At 65.9% G+C, this 13574-nt stretch carries 15 protein-coding genes; 4 read left to right on the top strand and 11 right to left on the bottom strand.

Features of this window, described 5'->3' with window-relative positions:
* Nucleotides 1–231: 231 nt before the first annotated feature.
* Together B2W22_RS25415 and B2W22_RS25410 are read right to left on the bottom strand one after the other, a co-directional pair.
* Nucleotides 232–972: an aldolase gene (locus B2W22_RS25415; protein ID WP_175125186.1), complete on the bottom strand. Its 741-nt coding sequence runs from the start codon at nucleotides 970–972 to the stop codon at nucleotides 232–234.
* A gap of 30 nt (nucleotides 973–1002) precedes the next feature.
* A complete protein-coding gene (locus B2W22_RS25410) occupies nucleotides 1003–1713 on the bottom strand; it encodes a haloacid dehalogenase type II (RefSeq protein ID WP_175185826.1) in 711 nt (236 codons plus the stop codon).
* Nucleotides 1714–1864: 151 nt separating this feature from the next.
* Between B2W22_RS25410 and B2W22_RS25405 the strand changes: the two genes are divergently transcribed.
* Nucleotides 1865–2734, top strand: a complete 870-nt coding sequence (locus B2W22_RS25405; RefSeq protein ID WP_286940042.1) for a LysR substrate-binding domain-containing protein — start codon at nucleotides 1865–1867, stop codon at nucleotides 2732–2734.
* A gap of 24 nt (nucleotides 2735–2758) precedes the next feature.
* Here the strand turns inward: B2W22_RS25405 and B2W22_RS25400 are convergent, their stop codons facing one another.
* The 4 genes from B2W22_RS25400 to B2W22_RS25385 form a co-directional block, all read right to left on the bottom strand.
* A complete protein-coding gene (locus tag B2W22_RS25400) occupies nucleotides 2759–3163 on the bottom strand; it encodes a YchJ family protein (RefSeq protein WP_175125189.1) in 405 nt (134 codons plus the stop codon).
* Nucleotides 3164–3200: 37 nt separating this feature from the next.
* Nucleotides 3201–3473: a GNAT family N-acetyltransferase gene (locus B2W22_RS25395; protein WP_175125190.1), complete on the bottom strand. Its 273-nt coding sequence runs from the start codon at nucleotides 3471–3473 to the stop codon at nucleotides 3201–3203.
* A gap of 100 nt (nucleotides 3474–3573) precedes the next feature.
* A complete protein-coding gene (locus B2W22_RS25390) occupies nucleotides 3574–3828 on the bottom strand; it encodes a hypothetical protein (protein ID WP_286940040.1) in 255 nt (84 codons plus the stop codon).
* A gap of 135 nt (nucleotides 3829–3963) precedes the next feature.
* The gene (locus B2W22_RS25385; RefSeq protein ID WP_286940039.1) at nucleotides 3964–5049 is read right to left on the bottom strand and encodes a 3-hydroxyacyl-CoA dehydrogenase NAD-binding domain-containing protein; all 1086 of its coding nucleotides are present in this window, start codon (nucleotides 5047–5049) and stop codon (nucleotides 3964–3966) included.
* A 109-nt stretch (nucleotides 5050–5158) separates the two neighbouring features.
* On the opposite strand from B2W22_RS25385, the gene B2W22_RS25380 reads away from it, so the two are divergent.
* Complete coding sequence (locus tag B2W22_RS25380; protein ID WP_286940038.1) at nucleotides 5159–5785, top strand: hypothetical protein; 627 nt, start codon at nucleotides 5159–5161, stop codon at nucleotides 5783–5785.
* Between the two features lie 20 nt (nucleotides 5786–5805).
* On the opposite strand, the gene B2W22_RS25375 is transcribed toward B2W22_RS25380, so the two are convergent.
* Nucleotides 5806–7203 (bottom strand): MFS transporter, encoded by a 1398-nt coding sequence (locus B2W22_RS25375; protein ID WP_286940037.1) that lies wholly within the window; start codon nucleotides 7201–7203, stop codon nucleotides 5806–5808.
* Between the two features lie 118 nt (nucleotides 7204–7321).
* On the opposite strand from B2W22_RS25375, the gene B2W22_RS25370 reads away from it, so the two are divergent.
* Both B2W22_RS25370 and B2W22_RS25365 read left to right on the top strand, forming a co-directional pair.
* The gene (locus B2W22_RS25370; protein WP_175125194.1) at nucleotides 7322–8191 is read left to right on the top strand and encodes a LysR family transcriptional regulator; all 870 of its coding nucleotides are present in this window, start codon (nucleotides 7322–7324) and stop codon (nucleotides 8189–8191) included.
* An 84-nt stretch (nucleotides 8192–8275) separates the two neighbouring features.
* Nucleotides 8276–9679, top strand: coding sequence for an amidase family protein (locus B2W22_RS25365; RefSeq protein WP_286940036.1), 1404 nt, complete (start codon nucleotides 8276–8278; stop codon nucleotides 9677–9679).
* A 121-nt stretch (nucleotides 9680–9800) separates the two neighbouring features.
* Here B2W22_RS25365 and B2W22_RS25360 read toward each other — a convergent pair whose 3' ends face one another.
* The 4 genes from B2W22_RS25360 to holA all read right to left on the bottom strand — a co-directional run bounded on the left by B2W22_RS25360 (nucleotide 9801) and on the right by holA (nucleotide 13573).
* Nucleotides 9801–10586, bottom strand: a complete 786-nt coding sequence (locus B2W22_RS25360) for a 2-keto-4-pentenoate hydratase (RefSeq protein ID WP_286940035.1) — start codon at nucleotides 10584–10586, stop codon at nucleotides 9801–9803.
* Between the two features lie 4 nt (nucleotides 10587–10590).
* Entirely contained in the window at nucleotides 10591–10971 is a 381-nt protein-coding gene (locus B2W22_RS25355) for a hypothetical protein (protein ID WP_175185805.1), read from the bottom strand.
* A 135-nt stretch (nucleotides 10972–11106) separates the two neighbouring features.
* Nucleotides 11107–12387, bottom strand: coding sequence for a glutamate-5-semialdehyde dehydrogenase (locus B2W22_RS25350; RefSeq protein ID WP_414632025.1), 1281 nt, complete (start codon nucleotides 12385–12387; stop codon nucleotides 11107–11109).
* Between the two features lie 130 nt (nucleotides 12388–12517).
* Entirely contained in the window at nucleotides 12518–13573 is a 1056-nt protein-coding gene (gene holA, locus B2W22_RS25345) for a DNA polymerase III subunit delta (protein ID WP_286940033.1), read from the bottom strand.
* Between the last annotated feature and the right edge of the window lies 1 nt (nucleotide 13574).

The following is a 13574-nucleotide window of genomic DNA, read 5'->3' as shown; positions in this document are numbered from 1 at the left end:
GTTTTGTCTTTGTGGCGTCGGAAATGAGTGCCCAGCTACATGGCCGGCGCGTGTCGAGCGGTACCTATGCCTGACAACAGAAGCAGGTCGGGCGCGGGGCGCTAATACGTCGGCGCGGGGCGCGGCTATGCGCTGCTGGCCTCAAAACATCCTTGGTATATCGCTTTAATTAATAAACCCCTCGCGGCTGGCGCCGCGAGGGGTTTTTGTTTGGGTACGATGTTTTCGAGGTTAGGGCAGCTGGCGGCGCAGGGCTTCGAAGAACAGCTCGGACTGCAGGCGTTCACTTTGAATCTGTGCGGCGACCTTCGCTGCGATTTCCGCGTTGACAGGTTCGAGTGGACGCCCGGTGGATTGCGCGAGGACCTGCGCGGTACAGGCGCGTTCGAGGAAGAAGAGGTCGTCGTACGCGTAATCGAGTCGTTCCCCGCAGACAACGACGCCATGATTGCCCAAAAAGACGATGTCGGCGCCCTGCATGGCGTGGGCGATCCGTTCGCCTTCGGTCACGTCCAACGCGAGTCCGTTGTATTCCGCGTCGATGGCAAGCCGGCCATGGAAGCGCATGGCGTTTTGGGACAGGGTGGTGTCCAGGCCGCGATCGGAAGTAAGGGTGAGCGCGGTGGCGTAGGGCATGTGGGTGTGCAGCACACAGGCCTTGCCCGCGATGCGATGGATCGCAGCGTGGATGAACATGGCTGTCGGTTCAACCTCGTGCCGGCCGGCGAGTTTGTTGCCATACGCGTCGACGAGCACGATGTCTTCCGCCTGGACCTCGTTCCACATCAGGCCTCGAGGGTTGAGAAGGAAATGATCGGGGTCGCCGGGCAATGCGACGCTGAAGTGGTTGCAGACGCCTTCGCCCAAGCCGTGAGCTGCCGCTGCACGGAGTGCCAGCGCCAGGTCCGTGCGCAACGCGGTTACGGGATCGGCATGGAAGAGAGCGTCGGCGAAACCGGGTTCCTGGTTCATGGCAACCTTCAATAAGAGATGGGATGGGGATCAGAGCCAGCCGGCGTCGCGGAACAGGTCAGGCACACGATCCAGAGTTGCTACGGTAGCTTCAGGGCGGTAGTCAGGCAAGGGCTTGCGGCCGGTGCCGCGGTCGATCCAGACGCATCGGAAGCCGATGTCGCGGGCCGCGACGAGGTCCAGGTGTGGGCTGGCGCAGATGTGCACGACGTCTGCTGGGGTGACCCCCAGCGCTTGATGGGCGTGAGCGAAGATGGCGCGTGACGGCTTGTACGCGTGGGCCTGCTCGGCCGTGATGACGCGGTCGATATGGCCGCCCAGTTGTGCGACGTTGCCAGCGATGATGTCGTCGTCCGTGTTGGAAATGATGCAAAGGCGGAAGCCGGCTTGCTTGAGCTTGCCGAGCGTGTCGACGACTTCGGGAAACGGTGGCATGCGGGAGATGCTGCTCGTGAGCATCGTTGCGTCTTCGGGTCGGTACGGAAGGCCAAAATGCGCCATGGTGAGCCGCAATGATTCGCGGGTTACGTCAGCGAAGTTGCGGTAGGGCGGGGTGCGCTCGAGGCGGTGCTCGTGCTCGTCGTATTCATGCAGGAACTGCGCAGCGGAGGGCCGCGGCGTCGACCCGGGGTGGGCCTCGAGGATCTTTTCCACTGCGGCCTGCAGGCCTTCGTCCCATTGAATGAGCGTGCCGTAGCAGTCAAAAGTGAGCCATTGGGGTCGAGTGTGATTGAGGGGCATGTCGGTTCCTTCGGCGATGGTGGAATCCAGAGCGTAAGATCCTGGTGGTGCAGTTGTAAAATTAATAAAAAACTCACACTCAGTTGATTGATAAATAAGCTTGTCCTGCTTGAAGGCCAAGGCGGGCGATGTCCACTATGGGTTGAACCGGATGCTTGATCTCGAACTATTGAAGACGCTGGTCTGCGTCGTGGACGAAGGCAGTTTCACCCGCGCCGCCGGCCGGGTGCATCGCACGCAATCGACCGTCAGTCAGCAGGTGCGCAAGCTTGAGCAGAGCGTGGGCAAGACGTTGCTGCTTCGGGACCGCGCGGGCGGCAATGTGTCGGCAACCGAGGACGGCGAGCTGATGTTGGCCTATGCGCGACGCTTGCTGGCGATCGCAGGGGAGGCGGAGCATGTGTTGTCAGCGCCGCGGACCGCGCGGGTGATACGGCTGGGTGTGCCGGAGGACTTCGATGTGTCGCGGTTGACGGTGCTGCTGGCGGAATTTGCCGCGCGCCACGCGCAGGTGCGGTTGGAAACGCTTAGCGGCATGAGCACGGATCTTCGCGCAGGGCTGGCGTCCGGCGAGCTGGAGCTGGCGCTGGTCAAGCGGGAGCCTGGCGATGGTCCTTGCCTTGCGGCATGGCCGGAACGCCTGGTGTGGGTGGGCGGTCGACAGCGCAATGAGAAGGCAGCGGTGGTGCCGTTGGTCCTATTTCCGCAGGGATGTGTCTATCGCAAGCGGATGATCTATGCGCTGGAAAGCGCCGGGCAGCCGTGGCATATCGCGTACCACAGCCATAGTCTGGCCGGCGTGCAGGCAGCGGTCGCGGCGGGGTTGGGGATCAGTCTGTTGCCGACCTCGGCGCGGCTGGAGACGCACGTTGAATTGGCCGCTGCAGACGGATTTGCCGATGTGCCGCCGACCGAGCTGGCGATCGTGGGCGACGCGCGCGGGCTTGGCGCCGTCGGCATCGATCTGCTGGATGCGCTGAAGCAGGCCATTGACGGGGACTTGGCACCGTACGCGCCTTAACGCTGGCAATTGGCTGCGCTGGGATCAGCGCACGTCGCCGTCGAGGTAGAACCATTGTCCGTTCTCGCGCACGAAGCGGCTGGTCTCGTGCATGCGGCTGGCGCGGCCGTCCAGGCGGCTTCTGGCTACGAATTCGACGGTGGCGTGTTCGGCGTCCTGGTCGGCTGCGGCCTTGATCTGCAGGCCAAGCCATTTCAAACCGGGCGAATTGGACTCGAGTGACGCGGGGCGCGTGGTGGGATGCCAAGTGGCCAGCAGGTAGGGCAGCTTGTCCAGCACGAAGGCGCTGTATCGCGAGCGCATGAGGGCTTCGGCAGTGGGGGCTTGAAGCGATTGCGGGCCGTCGTGCCAGCGGCCGCAGCAGTCGGCGTAGGAACGAGGACTGCCGCAGGGGCAAGGCGCTTTGGTGTGACTTGGTTGCTTCGGCACGGCGGGGAGTTGAAGTGAGTTGTCTTGCGAGAGAGGATTACGCCAACAGGTCAGTGTATTCGGGATGTCGGCGGATGTAGGCGTCGGCGTAGGAGCAGTAGGGGCGGACCTTCCAGCCGTTTTCGCGCGCGGTGAGCAGTGCCTGGCGGGTCAGTTCGGCGGCGATGCCGCGGCCGCCGACCGCACTGGGCACGCCCGTGTGCGTGATGGCCATGGCGCCGTTTTCGAGCTGATAGTCCAGGACGCAGATTACGCCGTCGACGGTGGCGGTGAAGCGGGAACGGTCGGTGTCGTGAATTACGGAAATCATTCGAGAAAACTCCTTCGTTGGTGACGAAGACGGTCGGATAGAGAACGCATTTCTTGCCGAGAGCAGGTTCCTGTCTCACGACGGGGCACCCTTCTCACGATCAGGCACTTAAAAGCGGAGCAAGTTTCGGACCTGCGCAAAGCGTCGCCGGTGGAGAGGCGTTGCCAATAGCGTCGCCGGTGGAAAAGCTTGCCGTTGGAAAAGCGTGCCGGTGGAAAAGCGTGCCGGTGGAAAAGCGTGCCGGTGGAAAAGCGTGCCGGTGGAAAAGCGTGCCGGTGGAAAAGCATGCCGGCGCAAAGGCGCGCCAGCCCATTGCGCATGACGTTTGAGCAAGATTTTCCAATATCGGCTTCATACATAAACCGCGGTGCACCCTCGGTCGCCCCGCCACGCGGCGCTTGGATTGGCTTTGGCTGCCGACGTTCGATGTCGACTCCCACGATGTTAGCGCCGCCGAACTGAACGCCCCGGCGTCCCTTTCCCGGGGGTCTCACCGGCGCAACACTTTGATCAACGCAGTGAGTTGCGCGTCGCGGGCTTCGACGAGGTCTGCGATGCTTTGGTGGCCGGCCTCGGCGTTGACGCCTTCTATGAGGCGTTGTTGCAGTGCTGGCGTGACCTCGGGGGTGCCGAGGTCATCCCACCAGGTCTGCACGGGTCCTAGCAAGTGGTGCATGAAGTGGGCGAGGCCGCCTTCGCCGCCGCCCAGGTTGAACGTCATGTGGGGGCCGAAAAGGGCCCAGCGCAGGCCGGGGCCTTGGGAGACGGCGGCGTCGATGTCCGCGACGCTGGCGACGTTTTCGGCGGCCAGGTGGATGGCCTCCCGCCATAGGGCGGCTTGCAGGCGGTTGGCGATGTGGCCCGGGACTTCCTTGTTCAGCCGGATGGGGTGTTTGCCCATGCTGCGGTAGAAGTCGATGGCGCGGTCCATGGTGTCGGCCGAAGTCTGATCGCCGCCGACGACTTCGACCAGCGGGATGAGGTGGGGAGGATTGAAGGGGTGGCCGATCACGAAACGCTGGGGATGGCGGCAGCGCGATTGCAGGCGGCTCATGATGAGGCCGGACGAACTGGAAGCGACGATGACGTGCGGGGGCAGGATGGCGTCGATGCGGGCGAAGAGGTCGGTTTTGAAATCTTCGCGCTCGGGCGCGTTTTCCTGGACGAAGTCGACGCCAGCCAGGGCGGTTTGCAGGTCGGGGTCGAAGCGCAACGCGTCGGCGGTGGCGCCGGGGCGCACGTGGCCGAGCTCGGCCAGGACCGGCCATGCCGCGTGCACGCGGGCAAGGGTCTGGGCCTGTGCATGCGGGCCGGGATCGCTGACGACGACTTCCAGCCCGTGCGCGAGGAACAGGGCAGCCCAACTGGCGCCGATGGTGCCGGCGCCGACGATGGCGACGCGGCGGATGGGGCCGGGGCTGGAAGAAATAGAACTGGGCGGAACGGAACTGGACGAAACAGGACCGGGCGAGGCAGAGCTGGACGAAGCAGGACCGGACGAAGCAGAACCGGACGAAGCAGAACCGGACGAAGCAGAACCGGACGAAGCAGAACTAGACGGCGCAATGCTGGACATGCAGGTCTCCTTTGTTGGGTTTGGTGCATTGTGAAGCAAAGCAAGGGCCGTTGCCACGCGGGCAGTGCGGCGGCAACATAAGGGTTTTCCGACCTCTCGGGAGCCTTGCATGAGTCCGACGCCCGCGCGCGAAACCGTTCCGTATTTCTGCCAATGGGAGTCCGCGCATCGGGCGGGCGAGATCATTCGCAAGGAGCTGGATCTGGCGCACGACCCCGCATGGCGCGATTCCGGCGCACGGGATCTGCACGAGTATGTGCGCTGGGCCAGCCATGTCTGCGGGATGGCATGTTTGAAGATGGTGCTGGCGGCGCGGACCGGGCGCGTTCATCCAACCTTGGCGCTCGCCCGCGGCAGCTTGCCGTATGGCGCCTACGTGGAGGAAGCGGACGGAAACATCAAGGGCCTGATCTATGCGCCGTTCGTGCGATATGTCGCCGACGTTTTCGGTTTGCATGCGCAGGTGTGCGTCGATCTGCCCGCGTCGGACCTGCCGGGTCTGATGGCGCAGTCGAATTTCTTCATGGCGTCGGTCCACCCCTGGATTCGATGGCCCGACAGGGAGCCACCGAAAAAAGGCGGACATCTGGTGCTGGTGACGCGCGCCACGCCCACGTCTGTGAGGTTTCACAACCCGTCGGGCGAGCCGGGTTCGCAAGCGGACGTGGAGCTGCCGCTGTCTGATTTCGACAGGTTCTACGCTGGGCGCGGCGTCGCGATTATGGCGGGCGGCTAAAGCAACATACCGCTGCGCGCTCAGGCGTTGCGGGCGCGGCGCAGGAAGCGCACGGACAGCACGACGGTGATGACGTAGCTGACCGTGATCACGCTGTAGGCCGCGGGCAGGCTGGCATGCCAGTCCGGCAAGAGATGCAGGATGGTGCCCATGACTGCAACGCCGACCAACGCGCCGGATTGGCGATTGGCATTAAGAGCTGCGGCCGCGCTGTTGGCGTGCTGGCTGCCGGAGACCTGCATGACGATGCTGGTCATCGCAGGCACGGCGATGCCGACGCCCAGGTTGGCCAGGGCGACGACAACGGCGAAGGGCCAGTAGGCGACGCCGGGTGTAAAGGTGGCGATGCCGATGGCGCTCATCACCGCCGCGAGCGAGACGCCGCCCAGCAGCGAGGCCGACACGCTCCACCGCGACGACACGCGGCCCGAGATGAGATTGCCGATGGAGAAGACCGCCAGCATCGGCACGAGTTCGATGCCCGTCTGCAACGCATCGGCGCCGCGCGCGTGTTGCAGGAACAGGCTCAGCAGGAACAACTGGCCATATGAGGCGAGGTTGATGAGAAAGCCCACGCCGTTGGCGGCGGCGAATTGACGGGTGGCGAAGAGCGCACGCGGGATGATGGGCTGGGCGTGCCGGCGTTCGCGGTGCACGAGCAGCGCCGACGCAGCGAGGCTCAGCAGCGCCGTGGCAGCGATCGACGGGGAGGCCCAGCCATACGCGTTGCCCTGGATCAGGACGAAGCACAAGGAAGACAGCGCGACGACGCCGAGCAGGTGGCTCAAGGGATTGAGCGCGCGGGGACGCCGCGGCGCGGTTGCGATGCGGCGTCGGGCGAGCCACAGGCCGGCCAGACCCAGCGGGATGTTGATGAGGAAGATGCTGCGCCAGCCGAACTGGTGGATCAGCGCGCCGCCAAGCAACGGTCCGGATGCGCCAGCGACGGCCACAATGGCTGACCATGCGGCCAGCATGCGGTTGCGCACGTTTTCGTCGGCATAGGCGTGCGTGAGCAGGCTGAGCGAGCTGGGCATGAAGAGCGCCGCGCCAACGCCCTGCAGCATCCGCGCCGCGATCAGCATGTCGGCGTTCGGCGCCAGCCCGCAAAGCAGGGACGCGGCGGTGAACACGCCCAGCCCGGTCAGGTAGAGCGTCTTGGCGCCATAGCGGTCGGCCAGCGCGCCGGCAACCAGAAGCAACGCGGCGAAGGTCAGGGTGTAGCCGTCGACGATCCAGACGAGGTCCGTGAGCGGCACGGTGAACTGGAGCGCGATGCTGGGGATTGCGACATTGACCACCGTCACGTCGAGCATGGCCATGACGAAGCCGACGGCCAGGGTGACCAAGGGCACCCATCCCGTGGAGGAAGCGGGCGGCACGTCCATTGAAATGAAGGGGCGGCAGGCGGAGGACATGGCAAGTTTCTTTCTGATGGCGCAACGCGCGGAGAGGGCAAAGCTTAGGCGGATCCTTTGATGCAAAAAAGCCGAATTACTGCTTTATAGTCATGCAGAATTGCATCAAAGGCTTGAAATGGATTGGGATAACGCACGGATATTTCTGGCGATCCACCGCGTGGGAACGCTGCGCGGCGCTGCGGCGGTTCTGCAGATCGACCAGGCCACTGCCGGCCGGCGTTTGGCGGCATTGGAAGCGTCGTTGGACGCGCGACTTTTCCTGCGCACGCCGGGCGGATACGTGCCGACAGCGGCGGGCGAGCTGGCCTTTGCCGCCGCCGAGCGCATGGAGCAGGCGGCTGACCAGCTTCAACGCCAGATGCAGGGGCTGGATCACCGACTGTCCGGCGTTGTCCGGATAGCGACTTCGGAAACGGTGGCTCGCTACTTCATCATGGAAGCCATCAAGCGGGTCCATGCCGAGCACCCGGATATCCGCGTGGTGCTGTCCACCGGCATTCAGATCAGCAATCTGACGCGCCGCGAGGCCGATCTGGCCATCCGCAACATCAAGCCCGACAACCCCGACCTGATCCATCGCCATCTGGCGCGCAAGGAGGTGGGGTTGTACGCGTCGCGGTCGTACCTGGCCGCGCATGGTGAACCCAAGCCCGGCACCGCGTTCGCGGGGCACACCTTGATCGCGTATCAGCAGGCCGTGCTGCCCGGCTGGTCGGACTCGCTATGCGGCGAGCCCACCCGCAACGGCCGCATCGGCGTCGAGGTGAATTCCGGGCTGATGATCATCGACGCGGTGGTGGCGGGACTGGGCATCGGCGAGTTGCCGACCCATATGGCGCCGGACCATCCCGAACTGGTGCGGATCTGGCCAGCCCGCAGCGAGGCCTATGACCTGTGGCTGGTGATGCATGGCGACCTGAACCGCACCGCGCGCGTGCGGGCGGTGGCGGACGCGATTGTCGACGTCTTCGAAGAGAGCAATTAGCGGCAAGCCGAGGGTTGTGGAGTGGCGAGACTGGCGCTAAGGTTTGCTGGCCCGCAGAAAAATCCACATTTTCAGGAGTCGCGCGTGTCCGATCTTTGGCGTTTGTCCGCAGTTGAGCTTGCCACCCTTGTCCGCAAGCGTGAGGTGTCCGCCGTGCAGGCTGCGCAAAGCGCGCTGCAACGGCTCGATGCCGTCAATCCCGCGATCAACGCGGTGGTAGATCACCGGCCTGAGGACGTGCTGGCGCAGGCCGCAGAGGTGGACGCGGCGCTCGCGCGCGGGGAAGATCCCGGCCTGCTGGCGGGTGTGCCCGTCACCGTGAAGGTCAACGTGGATCAGGCAGGCTTTGCCACGACTAACGGCGTGCGTCTGCAGAAGGACCTGATCGCCGAACGGAACAGTCCCGTCGTCGACAACTTGCGGCGCGCCGGTGCGGTGATCGTGGGCAGGACCAATACGCCGGCGTTTTCGCTGCGCTGGTTTACCGGCAACGCGCTGCATGGCGATACGCGCAATTCCCGTAATCCGGCGTTGACGCCGGGCGGCTCGTCGGGCGGCGCCGCGTCTGCGGTGGCGGCCGGCATCGGGCATCTGGCGCATGGCACGGACATCGCTGGTTCGATCCGTTATCCGGCGTATGCGTGCGGCGTGCATGGCCTGCGTCCGTCGCTGGGCCGGGTGGCGGCGTATAACGCGGCGCTGCCGGAGCGGTCGATTGGCGGTCAGATCACGGCGGTGTCGGGTCCGTTGGGGCGCACCATTGCCGATATCCGGTTGGGGCTGGCCGCGCTGGCCGCGCCGGATCCGCGTGATCCGTGGTGGGTGCCCGCGCCGCTGACCGGCCCGGAAGTGCCGAAGCGCGCCGCGCTGTGTTTGAACCCCGACGGCATGGACACCGATCCGGCCATCGTGAAGGCATTGCAGGAAGCGGCGCGGCGGCTGAGCGAAGCAGGCTGGACGGTCGATACGCTGGAAGCGATACCCCCGATGCAGGAGGCCGCCGACCTGCAGATCCGCATGTGGATGGCCGACGGCTATGACGCCATGGTGGCGGCAGCGGAAAAAGAGGGCGACCGAGGCGCGTTGGTGGCGCTGGCCGGGCAGCGCGACAAGGCGGCAAGCGCCGATCTGACAAGCTTTTCGGCGGTGTTGACGCGCCGTGCGACGCTCACGCGCCTGTGGGAGGTGTTTTTTGCCGAGTATCCGGTGCTATTGCTGCCGGTGTCGGCCGAATTGCCGTTCCCCGACAACCTCGACCTGCAGGGCGACGCGGCCTACGCGCGGGTCTGGCGCGCGCAGATGACCCAAATTGGGCTCCCGTTCATGGGCCTGCCCGGACTGTCCGTGGCCATGGGCAGCGCGGGGCCCAGTCCGGTGGGTGTGCAGGTGGTGGCGGGGCGCTTCCGCGAGGACCTGTGCCTGGCAGCCGGTGAAATCATCGAGGCGGGGGGCGAGGCGGTAAGCATCGCGGAGCCGGCGCTTCGATAACAGCGTCACGGGCCAACAGCGTCACGGGCCAACAGCGTCACGGGCCAACAGCGGCACGGGCCAATAGCGGCACGGGCGGCGGGCGCCGCCTGACCGCATCTTCATCCACCGGCGTGCGTGTTCAACCGCCGAAGCGCACCTTCAGCACGCCCAGATCGCCGTACGTCAGTTCGACGTCCTTATTCGCGGGGACGTCCAGGAAGCCCGCGTACGATCCGGTGATGACTTGCTGGCCGGCCGTCAGACCCAGACCTTGCTCTCGCAGGAAATTGGCCAGCCAATAAAGTCCGGCTTTGGGACGATCGTTGGGGTGGATGCCGGCGTGCTGCTCGACTTCGACGCCGTCGACCTTGAGCGTGATGGTCATGCAGCCCGGCGCCGAATCGGGCGACGAGATGCGGGGGCCAAGCACCAGTCCCTGATTGAACATGTGGTCCGCCAGCAGTTCGGGCAGGCTGGCGTGTTCCGGGGACGCGTAGCGACAGCCCAGGACTTCCAGCGCCAGGCGGGCGCCGCCCACCGCGGCGTCGATCTCGGCGTCGGTGTACGGCGTGTCGCGCGGCGGCAGGTCGCGGGCAAGCTCAAATGCGATCTCGGGCTCAATGCGCACGATGTCGCTGCCGGCGGCGATGGGGCCGGCCGCGGCGTCCGCCGTGCCTGATGCGTAGATGGGCGCCACGACGGTTTTTTCCGGAGACGGCAGCGCGCTTTTCCAGGCGGCGATGCTGTCTTGGCGAGTCTCGCGCAGCAGTTCGGCCGTGCGCTGCTGCACCGCAAATGCCTGGCCCAAGGACTGCGGGCGGCATTCGGCGGGCAGGCGCGGGCCGGCGATGCCCGACTGGCGCGCGGCAATCAGGAAGCGCGCCGCATCGACGCTGCCGGGATAGTCTTCAAACTTGATCTGCATGCGTTCAGACTCCTAGGAACAGCATGATCCACAACACGATCATGGCAATCAGACCCAGCCAGCACGAGCCCCAGAAACCGACGATCGGCCATTTCAGGGCGAGCGGGATCTTCTTGGGTTCGACGTGGGACAGCAGGTCGTTGGCGTTGCCGATCAGCCAGAAGCGCGTGCCCGGAAACATCAGGCGGAAGAAGTAATCCAGCATGATCGCGGCCTGGATCGCCAGCGGAAACTGCTTGAACGGCCGGTGCTGCAGGTACGGGTGCTTGAGCGCCGCATTGACCTGCTTGGTCTTGACGAAGAACAGCACGATGCCGCTGATCGTGCAGGTGATGAAACAGAGCACGAAAAGGCTGAAGGCCATGGCCATGACGGGTGAATGCATGGGGATCTCAACGATGCGCGGCCGGGCCGCGTGGGATGGACAAATTCAGGCAAAAAAGCTGGCCCTATTGTAGAGGGCTTGGCGCGGCCCCGTGTTCAGGGCCGCGTCAGTACGAGCGCGGGCGCGCCCGGGCTGTCAGCCGCGGGTCTGGCCTTCGCCGTTCAGCACCCACTTGAGCGTGGTCAGGCCTTCCAGGCCCACGGGGCCGCGCGCATGCAGACGGTTCGTGGAGATGCCGATCTCGGCGCCCAGGCCGTACTCGAAGCCGTCCGCAAAGCAGGTCGGAAGATTGACGTAGACCGAGCTGGAGTCGACCTCGCGCTGAAAGCGCTGCGCCGCCGACAGGTCTTGCGTGACGATCGCGTCGGTGTGGCCCGAGCCGTAGCGTGCGATGTGTTCGATGGCGTCGTCCAGCGTGTCGACGATGCGCACGGCCAGGATGGGCGCCAGGTATTCGGTGGCCCAGTCTTCTTCGGTGGCGGGCGTGGCGTGAGGCAGCAGCGCCAGTGTGCGCGGGCAGCCCCGCAGTTCCACGCCGTGTTCGGTGAAGGCGGCGGCCAGGCTGGGCAGGATGGACACGGCGGCCACCGCGTCGATCAGCAGCGTCTCCATGGCGCCGCAGATGCCGTAGCGGTAGGTCTTGGCGTTCAGGGCGATGGCGTGGGCCTTGTCCGGATCCGCCGCGGCGTCGATGTAGATATGGCAGTTGCCGTCCAGGTGTTTGATGAGCGGCACGCGCGCCTCTTGGGACAGGCGGGCGATGAGGCCCTTGCCGCCGCGCGGCACGATCACGTCGATGTGTTCGGTCATGGTGATGAGCGCGCCCACCGCCGCGCGGTCGGCGGTGGCGACGACCTGCACCGCATCCTGCGGCAGGCCGGCGGCGGCCAGGCCCGCTTGCACGATGCGGCCGAGCGCCACGTTGGAGTGCAGGGCCTCGCTGCCGCCGCGCAGGATGGCGGCATTGCCGGACTTCAGGCACAGGGCCGCGGCGTCGATGGTGACGTTGGGGCGCGATTCGTAAATGATGCCGATCACGCCTAATGGCACGCGCATCTGGGCGACGCGCATGCCATTTGGCCGGACGGTGGTGGCGGTGATGCTGCCGATCGGATCGGGCAGCGCGGCGATCTGGCGCAGGCCTTCTGCCATGTGCGCCAGCGTCTTGTCCGACAGCGTCAGGCGGTCCAGCAGCGCGGGTTCCAGCCCATTGGCGCGGGCAGCGGCCACGTCTTTCTCGTTGGCGGCTTTCAGTTCGTCGTGGCTGGCGGCCAGGGCGTCGGCCATGGCGATCAGCGCCTGGTTTTTGGCGGCGCTGTCGGCGCGCATCATGGCGCGCGAGGCGCGGCGGGCGTTTTCGCCCAGGGTGAGCATGGCTTGTTCGATGGAGGACGAGGACATGGCGGCGTCGATCATGTGATGGGGCGGCGCGGGCGCCGCCTGGAGATTCAGTGTATATCCGGCTGTCGGGCCGGGCGAGATCCGGTCTGGGGACCGGGTGTGGGAGCGCAAGGGGGACGAGGCGAAGGCGGCGGCGAGGCCGCCTTCACGGTCGTCCGCCGGCGGCGGCCACGCGCAGGGCCAGCCGGGTCATTTCTTCCCAGGGATCCGAGAGGCGGCCGGGCACCGAGAGGCCCTTGATGAGGCGGTCGACTTCGTGGGCGTGCTGCACGGCGGCGGGCCAGACGCCGGGCTGGACCCGGTTCAGCGCCTGCAGCGCCAAGCGTTCGTGGGCGCCGAAGATGCGCAGGCGGCGCATGAGGCCGTTGGCGTCCTGTCCCAACGCGCGCGCCTCGGCAATACGGGCAAGCAGGCGGATTTCTTCGCCGACCGCCCACAGCACCAGCGGCAGGGCTTCGCCTTCGGCGCGCAAGCCGTCGATCATGCGGATGGTGCGTCCGATGTCGCCGGCCAGCATGGCGTCGCGCAGGCCGAAGACGTCGTAGCGGGCGACGTTCAGCACGGCGCGCTCCACGTCCTCGGGGGCGAGCTGGCCCTCGGGGTAGAGCAGGCCGAGCTTCTGGATTTCCTGGTGGGCGGCCAGCAGATTGCCTTCGACCCTGTCCGCCATCCATTGCAGGGTGGCGCTGTCGGCGCGCTGGTTCTGACGCGCCAAGCGCATGCCGACCCAGGCGGGCAGGCGGCTGCGTTCGATGTTGGCGATGTCGACGGCCATGCCGGCGCGCACCAGCGCTTGCATCCAGCGGCTTTCGCGGGTGGCCTTGTCCAGGCGCGGTAAGGCGATCAAGACGAGCGTATCGGCCTCGGGCTGCTTTTCGGCCTGTTCGGCCAGCTTGGTCAGGGTGTCGGCGCCGGATTTGCCCGGCTTGCCGGTGGGGATCTTGATTTCAAGGATGCGGCGGTCGCCGAACAGCGACACGCTCTGGGTGGCGGCAAGGACCGCGCTCCAGTCGCTTCGCGCGTCCATCACCATGGACAGGCGCTCGGTGTAGCCGGCGTTGCGCGCGGCAGCGCGCAACGCGTCGACGGCTTCGGTCACCAGCAGCGGTTCGTCGCCGGAGACCGTGTACAGCGGCGCCAGCCGATTGCCGGGCCGCTGCAGGTGTTCGGCCAGCCGATCCGCGTCCAGAGGCTGTGCCATG

This window comes from Achromobacter sp. UBA4530 (assembly GCF_002388205.1).
Classification (GTDB): Bacteria; Pseudomonadota; Gammaproteobacteria; order Burkholderiales; family Burkholderiaceae_B; genus Achromobacter; species Achromobacter animicus.
Note: the sequence above shows the minus strand (reverse complement) of the source record. Positions and strands in the feature narration are given on the sequence as shown.